This is a genomic window from Escherichia sp. MAL-1 (assembly GCF_052948035.1).
Genome location: NZ_CM129609.1, coordinates 1,726,913 through 1,751,744, shown reverse-complemented (window position 1 = coordinate 1,751,744; position 24,832 = coordinate 1,726,913). Strand labels below are relative to the sequence as shown.

Genomic DNA, 24,832 nt, shown 5'->3' with positions numbered 1-24,832 from the left:
TATGCGCATAGCTAAAATTGGGGTCATCGCCCTGTTCCTGTTTATGGCGTTAGGCGGAATTGGTGGCGTCATGCTCGCAGGTTATACCTTTATTTTGCGTGCTGGCTAAGCGCCTGCACCAGCCTTTCAAACAGGCGGTCTGCGATGATCGCCGCCAGTGCCACCAGTAACGCCCCCTGGATCACATACGCGGTATTAAATCCGCTAAGCCCGATGATGATGGGCGTACCCAGCGTGCTGGCCCCTACCGTTGAGGCGATCGTCGCCGTACCAATGTTGATAATCACCGAAGTTCGCACGCCCGCCAGAATCACCGGAGCCGCCAGCGGTAGCTCGACCTTACGCAGTCGCTGACCACGACTCATTCCCATACCTTTCGCAACTTCTGTCACGCTGGCATCAATCGCTCCCAGCCCGGCAAGTGTCGCCTGCAGGACGGGCAGCACACCGTAAAGGATCAAGGCGATAATCGCTGGTTGCAGACCAAAGCCGATCACCGGAACGGCGATCGCCAGCACTGCGACGGGCGGAAAAGTCTGTCCAACGGCGGCAATAGTTTCCACCAGTGGGCGAAATTCCGCGCCCCACGGGCGAGTGACAGCAATTCCGGCACCAGTGCCAATGATCACCGCAAACAAACTCGAAATTCCCACCAGCCAGAAATGAGCCAGTGCCAGAGCTGCAAAACTTTCTTGCTGATAAACGGGTCGTGGCAGTTGTGGGAACAAGGCAGCAAACAGCGGCTGGCTGTAAGGCAGCCAGAAAATCAGCGCCACAAACAGAGCAATGAGCCAGAACAGCGGATCGCGCAACATCTTCATACGCTTACGCCTCCTCCAGCAGATCCTGAAAATGCAGCGTGCCGCAAGGCTGGCCCTGCGTGTTCATCACCGGCAGCACCTCGCATCCCCGCGCGACAAACAGGGAGAGCGCATCGCGTAGCGTCATCTCTTCTGCCAGTGCCTCACCTTCTGCCCGTTCTTCGCGACGCACGTAATCCGCCACACTACGTAACGAAAGCAGGCGCACCCCCAGTTCACTACGTCCAAAAAACTGGCGGACAAAATCATTCGCCGGACGAGTCAGCATCGTCAGCGGATTCCCCTGCTGCACCACTTCACCGTGATCCATCAATACCAGATGTTCTGCCAGCCTTAGCGCCTCATCAATATCATGAGTGACCAGCACAATAGTGCGCCCCAGCAAACGGTGAATGCGCGTCATCTCTTGTTGCAACGCGCCGCGCGTTACCGGGTCCAGTGCGCCAAAAGGTTCATCCATCAGTAAGACTTGCGGATCGGCAGCCAGTGCGCGCGCCACTCCCACACGTTGCTGCTGACCACCGGAAAGCTGATGCGGATAACGCTCACGCAAATTTGACTCCAGCCCCAGTAGCGCCATTAATTCGTCGATACGATCGTCAATCCGTGCCCGCGACCATTTTTGTAATTGCGGCACGGTAGCGATGTTTTGCGCCACGCTCCAGTGGGGGAACAGGCCAATAGATTGAATGGCATAGCCCATCCGGCGGCGCAACTCCAGTACTGGCAGCGAGCGAATTTCTTCTCCGGCAAAGCGGATCACGCCGCTGTCATGTTCCACCAGGCGGTTAATCATTTTCAGGGTGGTGGATTTGCCGGAGCCAGATGTGCCAATCAGCACCGAAAAACTCCCTTCCTGAAAATTGAGATTGAGATCGTTAACGGCTTTTTGTGCGCCGAACAGTTTGCTGACATGGCTAAATTCAATCATTACGTTTCACCTTCAGCAGTGCGATAAGCAAATCGAACAGCGCGTCGGTAAGCACCGCCAGAACAATTACCGGGATCACCCCCAGCAACACTAAATCAATGGCGCTGCTTAGCAGCCCCTGGAAAACCAGCGCACCAAAACCGCCTGCGCCGATTAACGCCGCAATCACCGCCATACCTACAGTTTGCACCATCACCACCCGCAGGCTGCGCAGGAATACCGGTAACGCCAGTGGTAACTGAACATGCAGGAATCGCTGCGCCCCGCTCATCCCCATCGCTCTGGCGCTCTCCAGCACATCGCGCGGGATCTGGTTCAAACCGACTACCACGCCGCGCACCAGCGGCAGCAAGGCATAGAGCACCAGCGCAATCAGTGCGGGTGTCATTCCGGTTCCTGCTATGCCGAGCTTCCCCAGCCACGGAAAGGCCGTAACCAGCGCGGCAAGCGGCGCAATCAACAGGCCAAAGAGCGCCACCGAAGGCACGGTCTGAATGACATTGAGCAGAGAAAAAATTGCCCCCTGCCGCGCAGTGGAAAAGTAGCACCAGATGCCCAACGGCACACCAATCACTAACGCAGGCAGCACCGCACCAAACAGCAACGTCAAATGCTGTGCCAGCGCGTCGTCAAACACATCCTGACGGTTGGCGTATTCTTTCATTAGTGAGAGATCGTTAAGCGTGCCGGAGTACAGCAACCACAGCGGAATAATGGCAATCTGCATATGCAACAACCAGCGCCACAGCGGATGCGTGGAGATTCGGCGGATGGCATCGCTACAGGCCAGCAATGCCAGCGCCGCAGCCAGCCAGAAACCACTGCCGAGGCTGGTACGCGCCAGCGCACTGCCATTTTGCGCCAGTTGGGTCGCCGCCTTTCCTGCTCCCCACACCAGCAATACGAAGACGAATTGCGCCAGAATGAGTGCAAAAATGCTGCCTTTTTTAGCGGGAATAAAACAGGCTGTCAGCCAGGCGCAACCAACGCCCACCAGCATCCAGATCGTTTGCGGCCACAGTTGCCAGAGATGACGCCCTTCACCCGAGACTAAACGATTAGGCGCGTAACTGATAAACGGCAGCGCCGCTGCGATTGCCGTCAGCAACAGCAGCAGCGCCAGAACAGGATTAATACGTAGATAAGTCACGGGAAATTACTTCGTCCACCCTTTTTGTTTCAGGTAGTCGGCAGCCACTTTTTTGGCATCCAGTCCTTCCACTGCAATGCTGGCATTCAGTTGCTGCAATGTTTTTGCATCGAGGCTGGCGAAGACTGGCTGTAGCCACTGTGCCATTTGCGGATACTCTTTCAGCACCGACTCACGCACCACTGGTGCAGGCGCGTAGATAGGTTGCACGCCTTGCGGATCGCTTAAGGTTTGCAGCCCCAGCGCCGCGACCGGACCGTCAGTGCCGTAAGCCATTGCGGCATTAACGCCAGAAGTTTGCTGGGCAGCGGCTTTAATCGTTACCGCCGTGTCGCCGCCAGCCAGTGACAGTAACTGATCCTGATCGAGTTTAAAGTCGTAGGCTTTTTCAAACGCGGGTAACGCATCGGCGCGTTCGATAAACTCTGCCGAGGCTGCCAGTTTGAAGGTGCCGCCCTCTTTCAGATAACGACTCAGGTCAGCAAGCGAAGTGAGTTTGTTTTTCTCTGCCACATCCTGACGCACGGCGATGGTCCAGGTGTTATTCGCTGGTGCGGGCGTCAGCCAGATTAACTTGTTTTGCTCTGCATCGAGTTTTTTGACTTTCTCGTAACCTTGCTGCGCGTTTTTCCATGCCGCATCGTTTTCATCTTTAAAGAAGAAAGCGCCATTGCCGGTATATTCCGGATAGATATCCAGTTCACCGGAAGTAATCGCCCCGCGCACCACAGGAGTCGTTCCAAGTTGCACTTTATTGACCGTTGGTACGCCGTGGCTTTCGAGTACTTGCAAAATGATATTGCCGAGCAGCGCGCCTTCGGTATCGATTTTTGAACCGACTTTAACGGGGGAAGCCGCGTGCAGCGGCAGGCTCACGGCTGCCAACAAAACCAGTGAACCTGCCCAGACCTTTGAGAGTGGCATGATGCTTTCCTCATTCTTTTACTGTTGTTTTCAGCGAATTAAGAGAAAAGCATAGTTGATAATGACAGAGTTAGCCTGAGCGGAAGGATTCAGTTGCAGAATCAGATAAATACTTAAAGGGCATATTTTGCCCGGCGTTTCTTGCCGGATGCGGCGTAAACGCCTTATCCGGCCTACAAAGGGCGAAAATTCAGCAAGTTAAGATATGAACATCAGGCAAAGGGCGCAAACGTCGCGCCCTTACTAAAGCATTACAGCAACTCAAACTCGCCTTTCTTAACGCGTGCGGAATCAGTGCCGATAAAGACATTGAACTTGCCAGGCTCGGCGTCATATTTCATCTGTTGATTCCAGAACTTCAGCGCCTCAATATCAATCGGGAAGCTGACGGTCTGAGTTTCGCCCGGCTTCAGGGTGATTTTCTCAAAGCCTTTCAGCTGCTTCACTGGGCGGCTCATAGAAGCCGTCACATCCTGCAAGTACATCTGCACTACCGTGGCACCCTCGCGCTTACCGGTGTTCGTCACCTGCACGCTGGCCGTCACTTTGCCGTCACGCTTCATGGTCGGCGCAGAAAGTTTCACATCAGAGACGGTGAAAGTGGTATAGCTCAGACCATAGCCGAACGGATAAAGCGCCCCGTTAGCTTCATCAAAATAACGCGAAGTGTATTTGTTCGGCTTGTCGGCATTATACGGACGACCGGTGTTCAGATGGCTGTAGTACACCGGGATCTGCCCGACAGAACGCGGGAAGGACATCGGCAGCTTGCCGGACGGGTTGTAATCGCCAAACAACACATCGGCAATTGCATTACCGCCTTCAGTCCCCGCAAACCAGGTTTCCAGAATCGCATCAGCCTGCTGATCTTCTTTCACCAGCGCCAGCGGACGCCCGTTCATAAGCACCAGCACCAGCGGTTTACCGGTGGCTTTCAGCGCCGCAATCAAGTCACGTTGGCTTTGCGGAATAGTGATATCGGTACGGCTGGAGGCCTCGTGCGCCATCCCCTGTGCTTCACCGACCACAGCCACCACCACATCAGATTGTTTCGCAGTCTGCACCGCTTCATCAATCATCTCTTGCGGCGAGCGCGGATCGACTTTGACCGCTTCTTCATACTGATTCAGGAAATCGATAATGCCTTTGTCACTGGTAACGTTCGCCCCTTTGGCATACAGCACTTTACCGTTTTCACCGACGGCATTTTTAATCCCGGTCAGTACGGTCACGGATTGATCGGCAACACCGGCTGCGGACCAGCTGCCCATCACGTCACGTTTACTGTCCGCCAGTGGCCCAACCACCGCAATGGTGGCCGATTTTTTCAGCGGTAACGTTTCGAGACGGTTTTTCAGCAACACCAGGCTTTCGCGCGCCACTTCACGCGCTTCTTTACGGTGCAGGCGGCTTTCGGCATTGGTATCCACCGGGTCAGACTCTTTCGGCCCCAAATGGCTGTATGGGTCGTTAAACAATCCCATATCATATTTAACGTTCAGTACATGGCGGGCAGCATCGTCCAGCTCTTCCATCGTCACTTTGCCGGATTTGATCAACCCAGGCAGATACTTCGAGTAGTACTCGTCGCTCATGCTCATGTTGATGCCGGATTTCAGCGCCACGCGCACCGCATCTTCCGGATCTGCCGCCGTGCCATGTTTAATCAGCTCTTTGATTGCACCGTGATCGGAAACGGTGATGCCTTTAAAACCCCACTGGTCGCGCAGAACATCTTTCAGCAGCCAGGAATCGGAGGTGGCTGGCGTGCCGTTCAGCGAGTTCAGCGCCACCATCACCGCGCCGCTGCCTGCGTCCAGCCCCGCTTTGTACGGCGGCATATAATCATTAAACAGGCGCTGCGGACTCATATCGACGGTGTTGTACTCTTTACCGCCTTCTACCGCGCCGTATGCGGCAAAGTGTTTGACGCTGGTCATCACCGAGTAGCGATCTGCCGGGCTTTTACCCTGCATCGCTTCCACCATGGTTTTACCCATTGTTGAGGTGAGATACGTATCTTCGCCAAAACCTTCGGAGGCACGTCCCCAGCGCGGATCGCGCGAGACATCGACCATCGGTGCCCAGGTCATATTCAGGCCATCATCTGCCGCTTCATAAGCAGAGACACGCCCGACCGTTTTCACCGCATCGAGGTTAAAAGACGAGGCCAGACCGAGGCTAATCGGGAACACCGTGCGCTGACCGTGCAGCACGTCGTAAGCAAAGAAAAGAGGAATTTTCAGGCGGCTTAATTCCATCACCTGATCCTGCATGGCGCGGATATCCTGACGGGTTACGGTGTTGAAAATCGCCCCAACCTGACCGTCTTTGATCATCTCGCGGATCGCCTCTTTCGGATTATCCGGGCCTACGCTGATTAAGCGCAGCTGACCAATTTTCTCATCAACTGTCATTTTCTTAAGCAGTTCGGTGACGAACGCATCCCGCGCTTCGGGCGTTAATGGATGGTTGCCGAATAAATCATCCGCCAGTGCTGGCTGCAGGGCCAGACTCACCGCGATTCCTACTGAACATAGCCATTTCATATGGATTTTTCTTCCTCTGTTGCCCGACGAGGCAGCGAAAATGGTGCAAAAACCGTAGTTTGCCATAAGCATGATGGAGAGAGAAAAAGAATGCTCAGTTTATTGTCTGAATTTTCAAAATATTCACTCGCTGAATTGTCATACAAGGCGCTATTCTAGTTTGTGATATTTTTTCGCCACCACAAGGAGTGGAAAATGTCTTCCATGACAACAACTGATAATAAAGCCTTTTTGAATGAACTTGCCCGTCTGGTCGGTCATTCACACCTGCTCACCGATCCCGCAAAAACGGCCCGCTATCGCAAGGGCTTCCGTTCTGGTCAGGGCGACGCGCTGGCTGTCGTTTTCCCTGGCTCACTACTGGAATTGTGGCGGGTGCTGAAAGCCTGCGTCACCGCCGACAAAATTATTCTGATGCAGGCTGCCAATACAGGCCTGACCGAAGGATCGACGCCAAACGGTAACGACTATGATCGCGATATCGTGATCATCAGCACCCTGCGTCTCGACAAGCTGCACGTTCTCGGCAAGGGCGAACAGGTGCTGGCCTATCCGGGCACCACGCTCTATTCGCTGGAAAAAGCCCTCAAACCGCTGGGACGCGAACCGCACTCAGTGATTGGATCATCGTGTATAGGCGCATCGGTCATCGGTGGTATTTGTAACAACTCCGGCGGCTCGCTGGTGCAACGTGGCCCGGCGTATACCGAAATGTCGTTATTCGCGCGTATAAATGAAGACGGCAAACTGACGCTGGTGAACCATCTGGGGATTGATCTGGGCGAAACGCCGGAGCAGATCCTTAGCAAGCTGGATGATGATCGCATCAAAGATGACGATGTGCGTCACGATGGTCGTCACGCCCACGATTATGACTATGTCCACCGCGTTCGTGATATTGAAGCCGACACGCCCGCACGTTATAACGCCGATCCTGATCGGTTATTTGAATCTTCTGGTTGCGCCGGGAAGCTGGCGGTCTTTGCAGTACGTCTTGATACCTTCGAAGCGGAAAAAAATCAGCAGGTGTTTTATATCGGCACCAACCAGCCGGAAGTGCTGACCGAAATCCGCCGTCATATTCTGGCTAACTTCGAAAATCTGCCGGTTGCCGGGGAATATATGCACCGGGATATCTACGATATTGCGGAAAAATACGGCAAAGACACCTTCCTGATGATTGATAAGTTAGGCACCGACAAGATGCCGTTCTTCTTTAATCTCAAGGGACGTACCGATGCGATGCTGGAGAAAGTGAAATTCTTCCGTCCGCATTTTACTGACCGTGCGATGCAAAAATTCGGTCACCTGTTCCCCAGCCATTTACCGCCGCGCATGAAAAACTGGCGCGATAAATACGAGCATCATCTGCTGTTAAAAATGGCGGGCGATGGCGTGGGCGAAGCCAAATCGTGGCTGGTGGATTATTTCAAACAGGCCGAAGGCGATTTCTTTGTCTGTACGCCGGAGGAAGGCAGCAAAGCGTTTTTACACCGTTTCGCCGCTGCGGGCGCAGCAATTCGTTATCAGGCGGTGCATTCCGATGAAGTCGAAGACATTCTGGCGTTGGATATCGCTCTGCGGCGTAACGACACCGAGTGGTATGAGCATTTACCGCCGGAGATCGACAGCCAGCTGGTGCACAAGCTCTATTACGGCCATTTTATGTGCTATGTCTTCCATCAGGATTACATAGTGAAAAAAGGCGTGGATGTGCATGCGTTAAAAGAACAGATGCTGGAACTGCTACAGCAGCGCGGCGCGCAGTACCCTGCCGAGCATAACGTCGGTCATTTGTATAAAGCACCGGAGACGTTGCAGAAGTTCTATCGCGAGAACGATCCGACCAACAGCATGAATCCGGGGATCGGTAAAACCAGTAAACGGAAAAACTGGCAGGAAGTGGAGTAAAAATTACGGATGGCAGAGTATCGCCATCCGAATTCACTTAATCGTTCTGTGCCGTCTGCCCCGCCGCCGCCATTTGGGCGGCTTTTTGTTTTTTATAGCTCAACGCTGCTGCCGGCACAGGCATCACTTTACCGGTTTCAATCCAGGTACGCAGGCGGCTGGCATCGGCAAAATGGGTATATTTGCCAAACGCGTCCATCACTACCAGCGCCACCGGTTTATTATTGATAACCGTACGCATCACCAGACAATGGCCCGCCGCATTGGTAAAGCCGGTTTTGGTTAACTGAATATTCCAGTTATCGCGATACACCAGATGATTAGTATTGCGGAACGGCAGCGTATACGTCGGGTTAGAGAAGGTTGCCATATCTTCCCGGGTAGTACTTAACTGCCCGATCAACGGATATTGTTTGCTGGCAATGAGCAGTTTGGTTAAGTCACGGGCAGTTGAAACGTTATGCACCGACAATCCGGTAGGTTCAACAAAGCGCGTGTTGTTCATTCCGAGCGATTTCGCTTTCGCATTCATTGCCTTAATAAAGGCTTTGTAACCACCGGGATAATGGTGCGCAAGGCTTGCCGCCGCGCGGTTTTCTGAAGACATCAGCGCCAGCAACAGCATATCTTTACGGCTGATTTCGCTATTCAGTCGTACGCGCGAATAGACCCCTTTCATCTCCGGCGTCTGGCTGATATCCACTTTTAGTTTTTCATCCAGCGGCAGTCGTGCATCCAGCACAACCATCGCGGTCATTAATTTGCTGATAGACGCAATCGGACGCACCAGATCCGGGTGGTTCGAATAGATCACTTTGTTGGTATTCAGATCAACAATCATCGCGCTACCGGAGGCAATTTCCGGTTGTGAAGCGGTGGTAGCGGCTGCCGTTTTCGCAACGGCCTGCGGTGCCAAAGGCACAGCCAGCATCAGGGCCAGGCTAAATAAAGAAACTCGAAATTTCGGCATGATGAGCATTCAGATAGTGGTTCACGCGCACGGGTTGCGCACCGCCGGAGTAAGGATTTACTGAGGCTAGCGACGCCATCATAACGAGCAAAAAGTGCGATCGTCAAAGGAGAATCGTGAGGAAATGCTGCATTGCTGACATTTACGCCAGCAATGCAACGTCAAAGAACTTTCTAGAACAAACGATAACCGTAGCCCCATAGTATAACGGTTAGGGCGAGCAGCACTTCCAGTACCAGCACGCCAATCGCCAGCGTCGAACTAGAGAAGCTAAGGCCTTCCTCTTTGTTGATATTCAGGAAGCTCGGAATACCAAGGTAAAGCAGGTAGCCGGTGTAAAACAGCGCCACCGTGCCGACCAGCGCACACAACCAGACCAGTGGATAAAGCGCCACCAGACCGCTTAAAAACAGCGGAGTTGCAACGTAGCCCGCGAAGACCATGCAGTGCGCAAGTGACGGACGCTGCGGATAATTACGCGCCATCCACCAGATGACCCGCCCCATTACCGCAACCCCAGCCAGCATAACGCCATAAAACAGGACAGCCAGCGCCAGTCCGGTAAACCAGGATAACTTCAGGATAGTGCCATCGCCAAAATTCCAGCCAATCTGTGTAGTGCCAATGAAGGCGCAAATCACCGGAATCGCCGCCATCAGCAAAACGTGGTGGGTGTAATGGTGAGAAATCGTTTCGTTTTCGCGATTAATCACCTGCATTTCACGATCGGGATGGGAAAACAGTCCCCAGACATGGCTCATACCGCCCCCTTGTTGTGAGTTCATGAACCTGACAGTTCAAGTATAAGTCAGCTTGTGATTATTTTTTGTTCGCTCATGTAATTTGCACCGTCTGATGTACGTCCTTTTTCAGCGTGAATGATTTCCAGGGTGTATGCTTAAAGGCAACCAAAGGGAGACAGACTGGCCTATGGATCTCAATACACTCATCTCACAATATGGTTATGCCGCGCTGGTGATCGGTAGCCTGGCGGAAGGTGAAACCGTGACTTTGCTGGGAGGCGTTGCGGCACATCAGGGGCTATTAAAGTTCCCGCTGGTGGTACTTTCTGTGGCGCTTGGCGGCATGATTGGCGACCAGGTGCTTTATCTGTGCGGGCGGCGGTTTGGCGGCAAGCTGTTACGCCGTTTCTCGAAACATCAGGATAAAATTGAGCGGGCGCAGAAACTTATCCAACGCCATCCGTATCTGTTTGTCATTGGTACGCGCTTTATGTATGGCTTTCGGGTGATTGGCCCGACGCTGATTGGTGCCAGCCAGCTGCCGCCGAAAATCTTTCTGCCGCTTAATATTCTCGGCGCATTTGCCTGGGCGTTGATTTTTACCACTATCGGTTACGCTGGTGGTCAGGTGATTGCGCCGTGGTTGCACAATCTCGACCAGCATTTGAAGCACTGGGTCTGGTTGATTCTGGTCGTGGTTCTGGTGGTAGGCGTGCGCTGGTGGCTGAAACGACGCGGGAAGAAAAAGCCGGATAATCAGGCGTAAAACCATTGCCCTGGGTAAGGCGTTCGCGCCGCATCCGACATCCGGTGCACCATGCCTGATGCGACACTTGTGCGTCTTATCATGCCTACCAAAATTTTACCCATTGAAATAACCACGCACCTCACTGCGCTATTCTGGGTTGAACTGCGGATTCGCCAACATAAAGCCGCCATCCACTATCAACGACTGCCCGGTGGTGTAATTTGCGCCCTCTGAGCACAGCCATGCTACCAGGCTGGCAATCTCATGCGTTGCGCCAAAACGCCGCAGAGGAATCGAAGGCTCCGCGTCGGGCTTCACGTCGCTGTCATCCATGCCATTCATTGGCGTGGCGATCGCCCCAGGCGCGACTGCGTTCACCAAAATCTTATGCCTGACCAGCTCCAGCGCCATCGTTTTGGTTAACCCGCCGAGCGCATGTTTAGCGGCTGTGTAAGCGCTGGCATCCGGCAGCGGCGTATGTTCATGTACCGACGTAATGTTGATGATGCGACCGCCCTGCCCTTGTTTCACCATCTGGCGGGCCGCAATTTGTGAGCATAAAAATGCACCATCGACATCAACGGTAAAAATCTTGCGCCACTCATCGAAAGCCATATCAAGAAACGGCGCTTTGGTCATTGCGCCCGCATTATTCACCAGCACATCAATACGCCCCAGCCGTTGAATGAGTTTCTCCAGCGCCTGCGCACCTTCTGGCAGTTTACCGAGATCCAGCTGCACGATCTCCGCACGTACGCCGTGGCTAACTACCTCACGCGCGGTATCTTTTGCCCCTTCTTCATCTGAGTGCCAGGTAATGCCAATATCAAACCCCTGCTGCGCCAGTAATAACGCGCACTCTTTGCCGATCCCCGAATCGGAGGCGGTAATAATCGCAACCTGTGCCATCGAGTTCTCCACTTAACGCTGAATAAACGTTAAGTATAGAAGGCGCATATCATCAGCGTTTGTAACCCCCGCCCAACGCACCAGTGAGTTGAATGGAAGCATCCAGCCACTGCCCTTGCAATAACAGGCCATTGGCCCGCTCACGCAGCGCGGGGATTCTGGCTTCGCTGACGCGGGAACCAGCAATGATGCCCGCGTTAAAGCGCGCCTGCGCAAGACCTACCACACGCAAGGCATCGCGCTCAATTTGCGCCTGATGCTGGTTTTTCTCCGCAAGTGTCTGAACCTGACTGGCTGCCCGCGCCACGTCATTCACCGCTTCAACCACCGCTTTGTTGTAGCTGGCGATAGACAAGTTGCTTTCGGCTTTTGCGATATCGAGATTGGCGTTAAGACGACCACTATCGAAAATGGGTAGCGTCAGGCCTGCCGTAACGCCCATTTGCTGCGCGGAATGACGGAACAGATCGCTTAAGTGCAACGCATCCTGTTGCAGGAAGGCCATCAGGTTGATGTCAGGATAAAATGCCGCTTTTGCCGCATCAATGGTGCTTAGCGATGACTCAACGTACCAGTGCGCCGCCTGCAAATCTGCCCGCCGGGCCAGTAAGGAGTACCCCAGTTCATCAGGAAGCTGGCTTGCCACTTTCGGCAACGCGACCGGTTTAAGCTTCAATGACTTTGTCTGGTTATTTGTAAGTGCGCTTAACCGTGCCTCAATAATTTTCATTTTCCCCGCGACATCGTTGAGCTGCTGCCGGGTTTTGCTGGCATTAATATCGGTTTCCACACCTTCAACTGAAGAAGTAATCCCGTTCTGATATAGCTGGCGATCGGTCGCGATAATGGTGTTCTGCTCTTTTTCTATTTGCTGCAAGACCGTGTTTAACGCCGCCTGGGTTTGCCACTCCCAGTACAGGCGGGCTACGCTGCCAGCCAGCAATTGGCGGGTTTGCTCGCGTTCCGCCGCCCGTGCTTTAACCGTACCCAGGCGGGCAGTAACCTCCGCCCGATTCTTTCCCCAGATATCGAGATGCCAGCCCGCCGTTAAGCCAAAAGTACCGTTGGTGTACCACGGGCCGGTCGTACCTGCGGCCGGATCGTTCAGAGCAAACGGCCCCATTAAGCCTTCTGCCGACATTTTTTGCCGCTCCATATCCGCCGAAAAGTCGATCTGCGGACCATCCTGAGTGGCAACTGCCTTCGCCTGGGCTTCAGCTAGCTGAATGCGCTGTTCAGCCACCTGCATATCCGGTGCGTTCTGTAGTGCATTGTTAATTAATGAAGTGAGTTGATTATCGTGATACTCCAGCCACCATTGGCTGTCTGGCCAACCATTTTTCAGCGCCGTGGGTAATGCGGTGTCAACTTGTGCAGCGGGCGTTTGCTGGCTTAACGCCTGGCGGGTTTCATGCATAGGCGCACACCCGGCCAGCATCAGTAACAGCGGAAAACAGGCGATGGCTGGATAAAAGGAATCACGATTCATGGGGGAATAATCAGGTAAGAAACGGTGCGCGGAGATTACCGTGTGTTGCGATATATTTTTTAGTTTCGCGTGGCAATACATCAGTAGCAATAAAACGACATACCCAGAAAAATATAGACTAAGTAAATGATATCTTCCGATTTATCTTAATCGTTTATGGATAACGGCAAAGGGCTTCGTTTTTTCCTATACTTATTCAGCACTCACAAATAAAGGAACGCCAATGAAAATTATACTCTGGGCTGTATTGATTATTTTCCTGATTGGGCTACTGGTGGTGACTGGCGTATTTAAGATGATATTTTAAAAATCAGATATGGCATATAAGTTGTCAGGTCAGGAACTAGATATTTTGTGTACTTGATTTGCAAACAGCTCCGGTGTTGGTGGCGTCAAAATCGCTGAAGCGTTCCCCGAAGGCCGGGGCAGCCCACATGGATGTGGGCTGAGGGCGCGTCTTACAAGGACGTTACCTCGCGCCCGACCCGGTAGCCGAAGGGGATAAGCTGAAGGTACCGCGCAGCGGCGATTTTGTTCGCCAGAGCCCGGGGGGGCAGGGGGAGGAGGCGATTGTCCTCCCCCTGCGCGCTCCTTGCGCCAGTGGCAATATGTGGCTTAGCTCATGAAAGGAGCGCAACAAGATGATGAAGCTGAATAAGCGATTCATTGTCTCTGATAAACTGCGATTCCACTATTATCGCAGCTTATCGATATCAATTGCCTGAATAGCCCTTGCAATATCAGGGGAATTATTCAACACCCGAACATGCTGAAATAATTCCGTTGCTTCATCGTATTCTTTACGCAAATAACTCAACCACTGTTTAATCCGCGCAACGTGATATAACCCGGTATCGCCCTGCTTTTCCAGACGGGTATATTTTTGCAGCAAAGCAACCACCTCCGGCCACGGCATTCGCGGTTCGTTATATTTTACCACCCGGCTCAGGTTGGGAATATTGAGCGCCCCGCGACCAATCATCACTGCGTCGCAGCCGCTGATCGCCATGCATTGTTGCGCGCTCTGCCAGTCCCAGATTTCACCGTTGGCAATCACCGGAATATTCAGCCGCTGGCGAATCTCGCCAATCGCCTGCCAGTCAATATGCTCCGCGCGGTAACCCTGCTCTTTTGTCCGCCCATGCACCACCAGCTCCGTAGCGCCAGCCTGTTGAACCGCATCGGCGATTTCAAATTTCTTCTCACCGCTGTCCCAGCCCAGACGCACTTTTACGCTGACGGGCAAATGCGCTGGTACAGCTTCACGCATCGCTTTTGCACCCTGGTAGATGAGTTCAGGATCTTTGAGTAACGTCGCGCCGCCGCCGCTACCGTTAACCGTTTTCGACGGGCAGCCGCAATTGAGATCCACGCCCCAGGAACCTAACTCCACCGCACGGGCGGCGTTCTCTGCCAGCCATTGTGGGAACTGACCTAACAACTGCACGCGCACCAGCGTACCAGATGGTGTCCGGCTGGCGTTTTGTAGCTCAGGGCAAATGCGATGAAAGACTTTTACCGGCAGCAGTTGATCCACCACGCGGACAAACTCGGTGATGCACAGATCGTAGTCGTTAACTTCGGTCAGCAATTCACGCACCAGAGAGTCAAGCACTCCCTCCATCGGTGCCAGTAACACACGCATATCATCACCCGCAAAAAAATGAGGCGCTATGTTAGCGCCTATGGTCAGCGGATTAAAGGTCTGCAAAGAGGGATTGCTGCAAACTGCAATCCCTCTCTATGCTTGATGTATGCCTGAGTTCGCTGCTCATTGCGTAATACCGGGGAGCGAAAAAATAAGCGCTGATTTCTTAATGTGATCGGTAGCACGTTTTACGAATTAATTGTATGATGAATCCATCTCATCTGGGGTGTTGATTATGAGTAAGACACTGAACATTATCTGGCAATATTTACGCGCTTTCGTCCTGATTTATGCCTGCCTGTATGCAGGCATTTTCATTGCTTCCCTGCTACCGGTAACCATTCCGGGCAGCATCATCGGGATGCTGATCCTGTTTGTCCTGCTGGCCTTGCAAATTCTTCCGGCAAAATGGGTCAATCCGGGGTGCTACGTACTGATTCGCTATATGGCGCTATTGTTTGTGCCGATTGGCGTAGGCGTCATGCAATATTTTGATTTGCTCCGCGCACAGTTTGGCCCGGTAGTGGTTTCCTGTGCTGTCAGTACGCTGGTGGTATTTCTGGTGGTGAGCTGGAGTTCGCAACTGGTGCACGGTGAACGTAAAGTCGTAGGTCAGAAAGGATCAGAAGAATGATGGCGAATATCTGGTGGTCATTACCACTGACATTGATTGTCTTTTTTGCCGCCCGCAAACTGGCGGCACGGTATAAGTTTCCCTTGCTTAACCCGTTGCTGGTAGCAATGGTGGTGATCATCCCTTTTTTAATGCTGACCGGCATCTCTTACGACAGCTACTTTAAAGGTAGCGAAGTGCTAAACGATCTGCTGCAACCGGCGGTTGTCGCGCTGGCCTATCCTTTATATGAGCAGCTACACCAGATCCGCGCGCGCTGGAAATCGATCATCACCATCTGTTTTATCGGCAGCGTGGTTGCGATGGTGACGGGGACTTCCGTGGCATTGTTGATGGGCGCTTCACCGGAAATCGCCGCGTCAATCCTGCCGAAATCAGTCACCACGCCTATTGCAATGGCGGTTGGCGGCAGTATTGGCGGTATTCCGGCAATCAGCGCAGTTTGCGTGATTTTCGTCGGCATCCTCGGCGCGGTATTTGGCCATACATTGCTTAATGCGATGCGTATTCGTACCAAAGCTGCGCGCGGTCTGGCAATGGGGACTGCCTCGCACGCCCTCGGTACGGCGCGCTGCGCCGAGCTGGATTATCAGGAAGGTGCATTTAGTTCGCTAGCGCTGGTGTTATGCGGGATAATTACTTCGCTGATCGCACCGTTCCTTTTCCCGATTATTCTGGCAGTAATGGGCTAAAATTTGCGATGCGTCGCGCATTTTTGATGTATGTTTCACGCGTTGCATAATTAATGAGATTCAGATCACATATAAAGCCATAACGGGTTCGTAAACTGTTATCCCATTACATGATTATGAGGCAACGCCATGCATCCACGTTTTCAAACCGCTTTTGCCCAACTTGCGGATAACTTGCAATCTGCACTGGAACCTATTCTGGCAGACAAGTACTTCCCCGCTTTGTTGACCGGGGAGCAAGTCTCATCGCTGAAGAGCGCAACGGGGCTGGACGAAGACGCGCTGGCATTCGCACTACTTCCGCTGGCGGCGGCCTGTGCGCGTACGCCATTGTCGAATTTTAATGTTGGCGCAATTGCGCGCGGTGTGAGCGGAACCTGGTATTTCGGTGCCAATATGGAATTTATTGGTGCGACAATGCAGCAAACCGTTCATGCCGAACAAAGCGCGATCAGCCACGCCTGGTTGAGTGGTGAAAAAGCGCTTGCAGCCATCACCGTTAACTACACGCCTTGTGGTCACTGCCGTCAGTTTATGAATGAACTGAACAGCGGTCTGGATCTGCGTATTCATCTGCCGGGCCGCGAGGCACACGCGCTGCGTGACTATCTGCCAGATGCCTTTGGGCCGAAAGATCTGGAGATTAAAACGCTGCTGATGGACGAACAGGATCACGGCTATGCGCTGACGGGTGATGCGCTTTCTCAGGCAGCGATTGCGGCGGCAAACCGTTCGCACATGCCTTACAGTAAGTCGCCAAGCGGTGTCGCGCTGGAATGTAAAGACGGTCGTATTTTCAGTGGCAGCTACGCTGAAAACGCCGCATTCAACCCGACTCTGCCACCGTTGCAGGGAGCGTTAATTCTGTTGAATCTCAAGGGTTATGATTACCCGGATATCCAGCGCGCGGTTCTGGCAGAAAAAGCCGATGCGCCGTTGATTCAGTGGGATGCCACCTCCGCAACGCTGAAAGCTCTCGGCTGTCACAGTATCGACCGAGTGCTTCTCGCTTAAGCCTGGTGCCGGATGCGGCGTGAACGCCTTGTCCGGCTTGCCAGCCCTCTCCTGGTGTCGAAATTCCCGGCAAACAGTTTGCCGTTTCTTGCGCAAAACCAGCGGGTAAAGTAGCCTGATGGAAATTTTCCTTAGATCGAGTCTCCTGCATGTTAAAGCGCGTGTTCCTCAGCCTGTTAGTCCTGATCGGCTTGCTGCTGTTGACTGTGCTCGGCCTCGATCGCTGGATGAGCTGGAAAACCGCGCCTTATATCTACGACGAATTGCAGGATCTCCCCTACCGCCAGGTCGGTGTGGTGCTCGGAACAGCAAAATATTATCGTACTGGCGTAATTAATCAGTATTATCGCTACCGCATTCAAGGAGCGATTAATGCCTATAACAGCGGTAAGGTAAATTATCTATTACTGAGCGGCGATAACGCATTGCAAAGTTATAATGAGCCGATGACCATGCGCAAAGATTTAATCGCTGCTGGTGTCGACCCATCAGATATTGTTCTCGATTACGCAGGCTTTCGTACGCTGGATTCCATCGTGCGTACACGCAAAGTTTTCGATACTAATGATTTCATTATTATCACCCAACGTTTCCACTGTGAGCGAGCATTATTTATTGCGCTGCATATGGGGATTCAGGCTCAGTGTTATGCCGTACCGTCACCGAAAGATATGCTGTCAGTACGTATTCGTGAATTTGCCGCCCGTTTCGGTGCGCTGGCTGACCTTTATATTTTTAAACGTGAACCGCGTTTTTTAGGGCCGCTGGTCCCTATTCCGGCTATGCACCAGGTACCGGAAGATGCGCAGGGGTATCCCGCCGTCACACCCGAACAGTTACTTGAATTACAAAAGAAACAAGGAAAGTAGTTATGGATGTACAGCAGTTTTTTGTCGTTGCCGTTTTTTTCCTTATCCCGATATTTTGTTTCCGCGAAGCATGGAAAGGCTGGCGCGCAGGCGCGATTGATAAACGGGTTAAAAATGCACCGGAACCGGTGTATGTCTGGCGAGCAAAAAATCCCGGACTCTTTTTCGCTTATATGGTGGCATATATCGGCTTCGGAATTTTATCTATCGGCATGATTGTTTATCTTATTTTCTATCGTTAATATTCCCCTCTCCAGTTAATTATTGAGAATAATTATTACTTCACCTGATAAGCTGCGGATATCACATTCCTAACCGCAGCTATTTGTGAATCTTTTCACAGTTTAAATTCCCCCGCACGCTTAGCCTTAATATCAGTACATTATTATTTACTAAACGCTCGCCTTAATTACCTATAGCATTAAGGAAGATCACATGCCGCAACAAAATTATCTGGATGAACTCACTCCGGCTTTTACGTCTTTACTGGCGATTAAAGAAGCCTCTCGCTGTTTATTATGTCACGACGCTCCCTGTAGTCAGGCTTGCCCGGCACAGACCGATCCGGGGAAATTTATTCGCTCAATCTACTTTCGTAATTTTAAAGGCGCTGCCGAGACAATTCGCGAAAATAATGCCCTCGGTGCCGTTTGTGCCAGAGTGTGCCCGACGGAGAAATTATGCCAAAGCGGTTGTACCCGTGCCGGTGTTGATGCTCCCATTGATATCGGCCGCTTACAGCGTTTTGTTACTGATTTTGAACAACAAACCGGAATGGAAATTTATCAGCCCGGTACTAAAACGCTCGGCAAAGTCGCGATTATTGGCGCAGGTCCTGCCGGATTGCAGGCCAGTGTGACACTGACAAACCAGGGTTATGACGTCACGATTTATGAGAAAGAAGCGCACCCCGGTGGCTGGTTGCGTAACGGTATTCCGCAATTCCGGTTACCGCAATCAGTGCTGGATGCAGAGATCGCCCGTATTGAAAAAATGGGCGTGACCATTAAGTGCAACAACGAAGTCGGTAACACACTCACCCTTGAGCAGCTGAAAGCAGAAAACCGCGCGGTACTGGTCACCGTGGGGTTATCAAGCGGTTCCGGGCTACCGCTGTTTGAGCATAGTGACGTTGAGATTGCCGTCGACTTCTTGCAACGTGCACGACAGGCGCAAGGCGATATCAGCATTCCACAAAGCGCATTAATTATCGGCGGCGGTGATGTCGCGATGGACGTAGCCAGCACGCTGAAAGTTCTCGGCTGTCAGGCGGTAACTTGCGTAGCGCGTGAAGAGTTAGATGAGTTTCCGGCAAGCGAAAAAGAGTTTACCAGCGCCCGGGAGCTGGGCGTTTCGATCATCGATGGATTCACGCCAGTAGCCGTGGAAGGCAATAAAGTCACGTTTAAGCATGTACGGTTATCGGGCGAACTGACGATGGCGGCAGATAAAATTATTCTCGCCGTCGGTCAGCATGCCAGACTAGATGCCTTTGCGGAGTTAGAGCCGCAGCGTAACACCATCAAAACACAAAATTACCAGACCCGCGACCCGCAAGTCTTTGCTGCTGGCGATATTGTTGAGGGTGACAAAACCGTGGTCTATGCCGTGAAAACCGGGAAAGAAGCCGCCGAGGCGATTCATCACTATTTAGAGGGAGCTTGCTCATGTTAACGAAAGATCTTTCGATTACTTTTTGCGGCGTGAAGTTTCCCAACCCGTTCTGCCTCTCTTCTTCGCCGGTAGGCAACTGCTATGAGATGTGTGCCAAAGCCTACGACACAGGTTGGGGCGGTGTGGTGTTTAAAACGATCGGCTTTTTTATCGCCAACGAAGTCTCGCCGCGTTTTGATCATCTGGTGAAAGAAGATACCGGTTTTATCGGCTTCAAAAATATGGAGCAGATTGCTGAACATCCGTTGGAAGAGAATCTGGCCGCCCTGCGTCGGCTGAAGGAAGATTACCCGGACAAAGTATTGATCGCTTCGATCATGGGGGAAAATGAGCAGCAATGGGAGGAGCTGGCGCGCCTGGTGCAAGAAGCTGGCGCGGATATGATCGAGTGTAACTTCTCCTGTCCGCAAATGACTTCTCATGCGATGGGTAGCGATGTCGGGCAAAACCCGGAGCTGGTAGAAAAATATTGTCGGGCAGTGAAACGGGGTTCCACGCTGCCAATGCTGGCGAAGATGACGCCGAATATCGGTGATATGTGCGAAGTGGCGCTGGCGGCGAAGCGCGGCGGCGCAGATGGCATTGCGGCGATTAACACCGTTAAATCCATCACCAATATCGATCTTAATCAGAAAATCGGTATGCCGATCGTTAACGGAAAATCGAGTATTTCCGGATATTCCGGTAAAGCGGTAAAACCGATCGCCCTGCGCTTCATTCAGCAAATGCGCACCCATCCAGAACTGCGCGATTTCCCAATCAGCGGTATCGGCGGCATTGAAACCTGGGAGGATGCGGCTGAGTTTTTATTGCTCGGCGCAGCAACGTTACAGGTGACCACCGGCATCATGCAGTACGGGTATCGGATAGTGGAAGATATGGCAAGCGGGTTGTCGCATTATCTCGCCGATCAGGGATTTGATTCGCTGCAGGAGATGGTAGGTCTGGCGAATAACAATATTGTCCCGGCGGAAGATTTAGACCGCAGTTATATTGTCTATCCCCGTATCAATCTTGATAAATGTGTTGGCTGTGGACGCTGTTATATTTCCTGTTACGACGGCGGTCACCAGGCGATGGAATGGAGCGAGAAAACCCGCACACCGCATTGTAATACCGAGAAATGTGTGGGTTGTCTGCTTTGTGGTCACGTCTGCCCGGTGGGTTGTATTGAGCTCGGGGAAGTGAAGTTTAAGAAAGGCGAGAAAGAACACCCGGTAACGTTGTAAAACCAGAGACGCATCCGGCATTTGGTTCCTGTCGCCGGATGCGGCTTGAACGCCTTATCCGGCCTACAAAACCATACAAATCAGTATGTTGAGCTTATTGTAGGCCGGATAAAACGCGCCAGCGTTGCATCCGGCATTTGGCTCCTGTTGCCGGATGCGGCGTGAACGCCTTATCCGGCCTACAAAACCACACAGATCATGATGTTATGTGCGTTTATGACCGAATGCGGACCACATTCACATCATTTCTTACGCGCGTATTTCAGTGAATCCAGCGCTACGGCGAAGATAATAATCGCCCCTTTGATGATGTACTGCCAGTATGGGTTTACGCCGATATACGTCAGGCCATAGTTGATGACGGTAAAAATAATTACCCCGGTCACCACGCCAATCACCGTCCCCACACCGCCGCTGAACGATACACCGCCTACCACGCACGCCGCGATAGCATCCAGCTCATACATAAAGCCGAGGTTGTTGGTGGCAGAGCCGATACGTCCGGCTTCTAACATCCCGCCAAAGGCATAGAACACGCCAGACAACGCGTAGATCATCAGCAGGTTCAGGCCGACGTTGACACCAGATACTTTTGCCGCTTCCGGGTTACCGCCAATGGCAAAAATGTTCTTACCGAAGCGGGTTTTGTTCCACAACACCCAGACGAACGCCACCGCAATCAACGCGTAGAAGGTGATGTAAGAGAGACGGAAACTCCCCAGCGCGACAAAGCCCTGAGCAAAGGTAGAGAAGCCACTGTCAAAACCAGAAATTGGCGACGCCCCGACAAAGTCGTAATAGAGCGAGTTGATGCCATAGACGATGATCATCGTGCCGAGCGTGGTAATGAACGGCGTCACGTTGAGATAAGCGATAATCAGACCGTTGATCAAACCGATCACCGCACCAATGGCACAGACAATCAGAATAACCAGCGCAATCGGCATCGTCGCCATTTCCGGGAACACTTTGTTGGCGTTATCCATGGACTGCAATAATGTCGCAGCCACCACTGCCGCCAGCCCTACCTGACGACCAGCAGAAAGATCGGTCCCCTGGGTGACAATTAACCCTGCCACACCGAGCGCGATAATAATACGCACCGATGACTGGGTGAGAATATTACTTAAGTTCAACAGACTTAAAAATGTTGGGTCCTGGAAAATAATAATCGCCAGCAAAACTAAAAGAACGACGTAAATACCGCCCTCTTTCAGGTAAGTAAGAAAACTTTTCTTATTTAACGCACTCATGGGAAGCCCCTAATCTTAAAGGTGCAAAGACGCAAGACGCAGAATTTCGTTTTGCGTTGTTGTTTTTGTATCGACAATTCCGGAAACGAGACCATTGCTCATGACCAGAATACGGTCTGTTATCCCTAACAACTCAGGCATTTCAGAGGAGATAATAATAATCCCCTTGCCTTTCTTCGCCAGTTCGGCAATTAACTGATAAATTTCAAACTTCGCCCCGACATCAATACCGCGCGTCGGTTCATCGAGCATTAATATTTCTGGTTGCGTTAGTAGCCAGCGACCAATAATCACCTTTTGCTGATTACCACCGGAGAGCGAACCAATTTGCGTCCGATGACCCGGCGTTTTTACCCGCATCGAATCAATCACCCACTGGGTATCGCTTTTCATCCGCGAGTTATCCAGTAAACCAACTTTATTTTTGTAGTTGCGAATATTGGAAATTAACGAGTTAAAACCAATATCCAGATAGGCATAAATTCCCGTTGAGCGGCGCTCCTCAGTTACCAGTGCAAATCCGTGGTTTATGGCTTCGTTGGCATTATGGTTATTGATCTGTTTGCCGTGCAACGTTATGGTGCCAGCCGATTTCTCGCGAATACCAAATAACGTCTCAACAATATCGGTACGTTTCGCCCCCACCAGCCCGGCAATACCGAGGATCTCCCCTTTATGCAGATCAAACGAGACATCGCGAATCGACGGCTGGCGCAGTGACGTCAGGTTACGCACCTCGAGGATGACTTCGCCCGGCTTGTTTTCTTTGTCAGGAAAACGCTGATTAAGAGAACGCCCAACCATCATGGCGATGATCTTGTCCATCGTCAGTCCTGCCAGCGGTTCGGTGGCGATCCACTGACCGTCGCGCAATACGGTAACTTCATCACATAACTGGAAGATTTCTTCCATTTTATGCGAGATATAAACAATACCGCAGCCGCGCTCTTTTAATTTACGAATAATAGTGAACAGATGATTGACCTCTTTTTCGGTTAACGAAGAAGTCGGTTCATCCATAATCACAATTTTCGCGTTATAGGAAAACGCTTTGGCGATTTCGATCATCTGCATTTGCGAAACGGATAATGTGCCGACGCGCGCACGCGGATCGATATCAATATCCAGTTCATCAAAAATCGCTTTGGTTTCGCGGTACATTTTGTCCTGATCGACAAACATGCCTTTGGTGGGATATCGCCCCAGCCACATGTTATCCATCACCGAACGTTGTAATACCAGGTTTAACTCCTGGTGTACCATCGAAATACCATTTTCCAGTGCTTCTTTGGCAGAATGGAAATCGATCTCTTTACCCTGGAATAAAATGGTGCCGGAGTCTTTTTGATAAATACCAAACAGGCATTTTAATAATGTTGATTTTCCTGCGCCGTTTTCCCCCATTAATGCATGGATAGAATGTGGCCGGACTTTTAAATTAACGTTATCAAGTGCCTTAACACCAGGAAAAGACTTGTTGATACCGCTCATTTCCAACAAGTATTCCCCGGAAGACGGAGTCGTTGAGCTGACCATATAATTTTACCTTGTTGGCCATACAATAAGGGCGCAGTAAACGACTGCGCCCAATCAGTCTTATTTCTTGCTGAATTCAGCCAGGTTGTCTTTATCTACGCCAACATAAGGTACGCGGACCACTTTGTTGTCGATTTTCCAGTTGGTGCCATCAGCCGCACCTTTGCCATCGGCCAGGTTTTTCGCCAGATCAAAGGTTGCTTTCGCCTGGTTGTTAGCATCGTTCAGTACTGTGCCCGCCAGTGCACCGGATTTCACCAGCGCCAGCGCTTCTGGCAGCGCATCGACGCCAAACACCGGAATGCTGGACTTGTTGTGTGCTTTCAGTGCTTCTACCGCGCCCATTGCCATCGCATCGTTGTTGGCGATAACCACTTCGATTTTGTTGGCGTTCGGGCCAGACAGCCAGGCGTCCATCTTATCTTTCGCCTGAGCGGTATCCCACATAGCGGTATCTAACTGTAACTGTTCAGTTTTAATGCCTTTGTCGTTCAGCTCTTTAATCACGTAAGTGGTACGTGCTTCTGCATCCGGATGGCCCGGTTCACCTTTCAGCAATACGAATTGAATCTGACCATCTTTGTTCAGATCCCAACCCTGATTCGCCGCCCAGTGTTTAGCAATCAAATCGCCCTGAATAATGCCGGACTCTTTGGAATCAGTGCCAACGTAGTAGGCTTTGTCGTAGCTATCCAGCGCCTTACGAGACGGTTCTTTGTTGAAGAAAACCACCGGCACGTTTTGCCCACGCGCTTTCTCAATCACCGTACCCGCAGCTGCCGGGTCAACCAGGTTGATTGCCAGTGCCTTCACCCCTTTCGCCAGCAATACGTCGATCTGATCGTTCTGCTTGGACTGGTCATTCTGAGAATCATTCATCAGCAGCTGAACATCTGGCGCGGCTTTCGCATCTTGCTCAATAGCCTTGCGCACTACAGACATAAAGTTATCGTCGTACTTATAGATTGTTACACCAATGCGAGTATCAGCAGCGTGTGCAGCGGCACCGAATAACATGCTGGCCATCACAGCAGACAGGGTTAACACCTTCTTATTCATGGTATCTCCGGTTTTTCTTATGCAGGGTAGTGCTTGAGATAAATGCTCGGCGGGGCAGTAGAGTTAATGAAGTGTTACT

The 24,832-nt window shown here is 51.8% G+C and carries 24 protein-coding genes; 11 read left to right on the top strand and 13 right to left on the bottom strand.

Annotation, left to right across the window (positions count from 1 at the left end):
• Position 1: 1 nt before the first annotated feature.
• Positions 2–109, top strand: a complete 108-nt coding sequence (locus tag ACU8XX_RS08450; RefSeq protein WP_001216963.1) for a protein YohO — start codon at positions 2–4, stop codon at positions 107–109.
• Here ACU8XX_RS08450 and yehW read toward each other — a convergent pair.
• The 5 genes from yehW to bglX form a co-directional block, all read right to left on the bottom strand.
• Positions 90–821 carry a glycine betaine ABC transporter permease YehW gene (gene yehW / locus ACU8XX_RS08445; protein ID WP_000783120.1) on the bottom strand — a complete coding sequence of 244 codons (732 nt, stop codon included), beginning with the start codon at positions 819–821 and terminating at the stop codon, positions 90–92. The genes ACU8XX_RS08450 and yehW overlap by 20 nt on opposite strands.
• Positions 822–825: 4 nt before the next feature.
• Positions 826–1,752, bottom strand: a complete 927-nt coding sequence (gene yehX / locus ACU8XX_RS08440; RefSeq protein ID WP_000569358.1) for a glycine betaine ABC transporter ATP binding protein YehX — start codon at positions 1,750–1,752, stop codon at positions 826–828.
• A complete protein-coding gene (yehY, locus tag ACU8XX_RS08435) occupies positions 1,745–2,902 on the bottom strand; it encodes a glycine betaine ABC transporter permease YehY (protein WP_000221784.1) in 1,158 nt (385 codons plus the stop codon). Before yehY ends, yehX begins: the two co-directional genes overlap by 8 nt.
• A 6-nt stretch (positions 2,903–2,908) precedes the next feature.
• The gene (gene osmF / locus ACU8XX_RS08430) at positions 2,909–3,826 is read right to left on the bottom strand and encodes a glycine betaine ABC transporter substrate-binding protein OsmF (protein ID WP_001131254.1); all 918 of its coding nucleotides are present in this window, start codon (positions 3,824–3,826) and stop codon (positions 2,909–2,911) included.
• Between the two features lie 251 nt (positions 3,827–4,077).
• Complete coding sequence (gene bglX, locus ACU8XX_RS08425; protein ID WP_000871512.1) at positions 4,078–6,375, bottom strand: beta-glucosidase BglX; 2,298 nt, start codon at positions 6,373–6,375, stop codon at positions 4,078–4,080.
• A gap of 195 nt (positions 6,376–6,570) precedes the next feature.
• On the opposite strand from bglX, the gene dld reads away from it, so the two are divergent.
• Positions 6,571–8,286: a D-lactate dehydrogenase gene (gene dld / locus ACU8XX_RS08420; RefSeq protein WP_000097369.1), complete on the top strand. Its 1,716-nt coding sequence runs from the start codon at positions 6,571–6,573 to the stop codon at positions 8,284–8,286.
• 37 nt (positions 8,287–8,323) lie between these two features.
• Here the strand turns inward: dld and pbpG are convergent, their stop codons facing one another.
• Together pbpG and ACU8XX_RS08410 are read right to left on the bottom strand one after the other, a co-directional pair.
• Positions 8,324–9,256, bottom strand: coding sequence for a D-alanyl-D-alanine endopeptidase (gene pbpG / locus ACU8XX_RS08415; protein WP_001295432.1), 933 nt, complete (start codon positions 9,254–9,256; stop codon positions 8,324–8,326).
• A 173-nt stretch (positions 9,257–9,429) separates the two neighbouring features.
• The gene (locus ACU8XX_RS08410; protein WP_001295454.1) at positions 9,430–10,017 is read right to left on the bottom strand and encodes a Yip1 family protein; all 588 of its coding nucleotides are present in this window, start codon (positions 10,015–10,017) and stop codon (positions 9,430–9,432) included.
• 169 nt (positions 10,018–10,186) lie between these two features.
• On the opposite strand from ACU8XX_RS08410, the gene ACU8XX_RS08405 reads away from it, so the two are divergent.
• Entirely contained in the window at positions 10,187–10,765 is a 579-nt protein-coding gene (locus ACU8XX_RS08405; RefSeq protein ID WP_000365433.1) for a DedA family protein, read from the top strand.
• Between the two features lie 129 nt (positions 10,766–10,894).
• Here ACU8XX_RS08405 and ACU8XX_RS08400 read toward each other — a convergent pair whose 3' ends face one another.
• Positions 10,895–11,656 carry an SDR family oxidoreductase gene (locus tag ACU8XX_RS08400; protein WP_000079526.1) on the bottom strand — a complete coding sequence of 254 codons (762 nt, stop codon included), beginning with the start codon at positions 11,654–11,656 and terminating at the stop codon, positions 10,895–10,897.
• A gap of 52 nt (positions 11,657–11,708) precedes the next feature.
• Positions 11,709–13,145, bottom strand: a complete 1,437-nt coding sequence (gene mdtQ / locus ACU8XX_RS08395; protein ID WP_001078139.1) for a multidrug resistance outer membrane protein MdtQ — start codon at positions 13,143–13,145, stop codon at positions 11,709–11,711.
• Positions 13,146–13,368: 223 nt separating this feature from the next.
• Between mdtQ and yohP the strand changes: the two genes are divergently transcribed.
• A complete protein-coding gene (gene yohP, locus ACU8XX_RS08390; RefSeq protein ID WP_000691708.1) occupies positions 13,369–13,452 on the top strand; it encodes a small membrane protein YohP in 84 nt (27 codons plus the stop codon).
• A 387-nt stretch (positions 13,453–13,839) separates the two neighbouring features.
• Here the strand turns inward: yohP and dusC are convergent, their stop codons facing one another.
• Positions 13,840–14,790: a tRNA dihydrouridine(16) synthase DusC gene (gene dusC, locus ACU8XX_RS08385; protein ID WP_001264872.1), complete on the bottom strand. Its 951-nt coding sequence runs from the start codon at positions 14,788–14,790 to the stop codon at positions 13,840–13,842.
• A 238-nt stretch (positions 14,791–15,028) separates the two neighbouring features.
• Here dusC and ACU8XX_RS08380 point away from each other — a divergent pair, with 238 nt between their 5' ends.
• The 7 genes from ACU8XX_RS08380 to preA all read left to right on the top strand — a co-directional run bounded on the left by ACU8XX_RS08380 (position 15,029) and on the right by preA (position 20,905).
• Positions 15,029–15,427, top strand: coding sequence for a CidA/LrgA family protein (locus ACU8XX_RS08380; RefSeq protein WP_001295452.1), 399 nt, complete (start codon positions 15,029–15,031; stop codon positions 15,425–15,427).
• Positions 15,424–16,119 carry a CidB/LrgB family autolysis modulator gene (locus ACU8XX_RS08375; protein ID WP_000968208.1) on the top strand — a complete coding sequence of 232 codons (696 nt, stop codon included), beginning with the start codon at positions 15,424–15,426 and terminating at the stop codon, positions 16,117–16,119. Before ACU8XX_RS08380 ends, ACU8XX_RS08375 begins: the two co-directional genes overlap by 4 nt.
• Before the next feature lie 129 nt (positions 16,120–16,248).
• The gene (gene cdd, locus ACU8XX_RS08370; RefSeq protein ID WP_000553555.1) at positions 16,249–17,133 is read left to right on the top strand and encodes a cytidine deaminase; all 885 of its coding nucleotides are present in this window, start codon (positions 16,249–16,251) and stop codon (positions 17,131–17,133) included.
• A 149-nt stretch (positions 17,134–17,282) separates the two neighbouring features.
• Positions 17,283–18,002: an outer membrane permeability protein SanA gene (gene sanA / locus ACU8XX_RS08365; protein ID WP_000920064.1), complete on the top strand. Its 720-nt coding sequence runs from the start codon at positions 17,283–17,285 to the stop codon at positions 18,000–18,002.
• Positions 18,003–18,004: 2 nt separating this feature from the next.
• Positions 18,005–18,244, top strand: a complete 240-nt coding sequence (locus ACU8XX_RS08360) for a DUF2542 family protein (protein ID WP_000383096.1) — start codon at positions 18,005–18,007, stop codon at positions 18,242–18,244.
• Positions 18,245–18,437: 193 nt separating this feature from the next.
• A complete protein-coding gene (gene preT / locus ACU8XX_RS08355; RefSeq protein ID WP_001136389.1) occupies positions 18,438–19,676 on the top strand; it encodes an NAD-dependent dihydropyrimidine dehydrogenase subunit PreT in 1,239 nt (412 codons plus the stop codon).
• The gene (gene preA, locus ACU8XX_RS08350) at positions 19,670–20,905 is read left to right on the top strand and encodes an NAD-dependent dihydropyrimidine dehydrogenase subunit PreA (protein WP_000956056.1); all 1,236 of its coding nucleotides are present in this window, start codon (positions 19,670–19,672) and stop codon (positions 20,903–20,905) included. The genes preT and preA overlap by 7 nt, the downstream gene beginning before the upstream one ends.
• A gap of 242 nt (positions 20,906–21,147) precedes the next feature.
• Here preA and mglC read toward each other — a convergent pair whose 3' ends face one another.
• Genes mglC through mglB form a run of 3 tightly spaced genes read right to left on the bottom strand, consistent with a single transcriptional unit; the run spans position 21,148 to position 24,753 of the window.
• Positions 21,148–22,158, bottom strand: a complete 1,011-nt coding sequence (mglC, locus tag ACU8XX_RS08345) for a galactose/methyl galactoside ABC transporter permease MglC (RefSeq protein WP_001275118.1) — start codon at positions 22,156–22,158, stop codon at positions 21,148–21,150.
• Positions 22,159–22,173: 15 nt separating this feature from the next.
• A complete protein-coding gene (gene mglA, locus ACU8XX_RS08340; protein ID WP_000255039.1) occupies positions 22,174–23,694 on the bottom strand; it encodes a galactose/methyl galactoside ABC transporter ATP-binding protein MglA in 1,521 nt (506 codons plus the stop codon).
• 60 nt (positions 23,695–23,754) lie between these two features.
• Positions 23,755–24,753: a galactose/glucose ABC transporter substrate-binding protein MglB gene (gene mglB / locus ACU8XX_RS08335; RefSeq protein WP_001036964.1), complete on the bottom strand. Its 999-nt coding sequence runs from the start codon at positions 24,751–24,753 to the stop codon at positions 23,755–23,757.
• Positions 24,754–24,832: the final 79 nt, after the last annotated feature.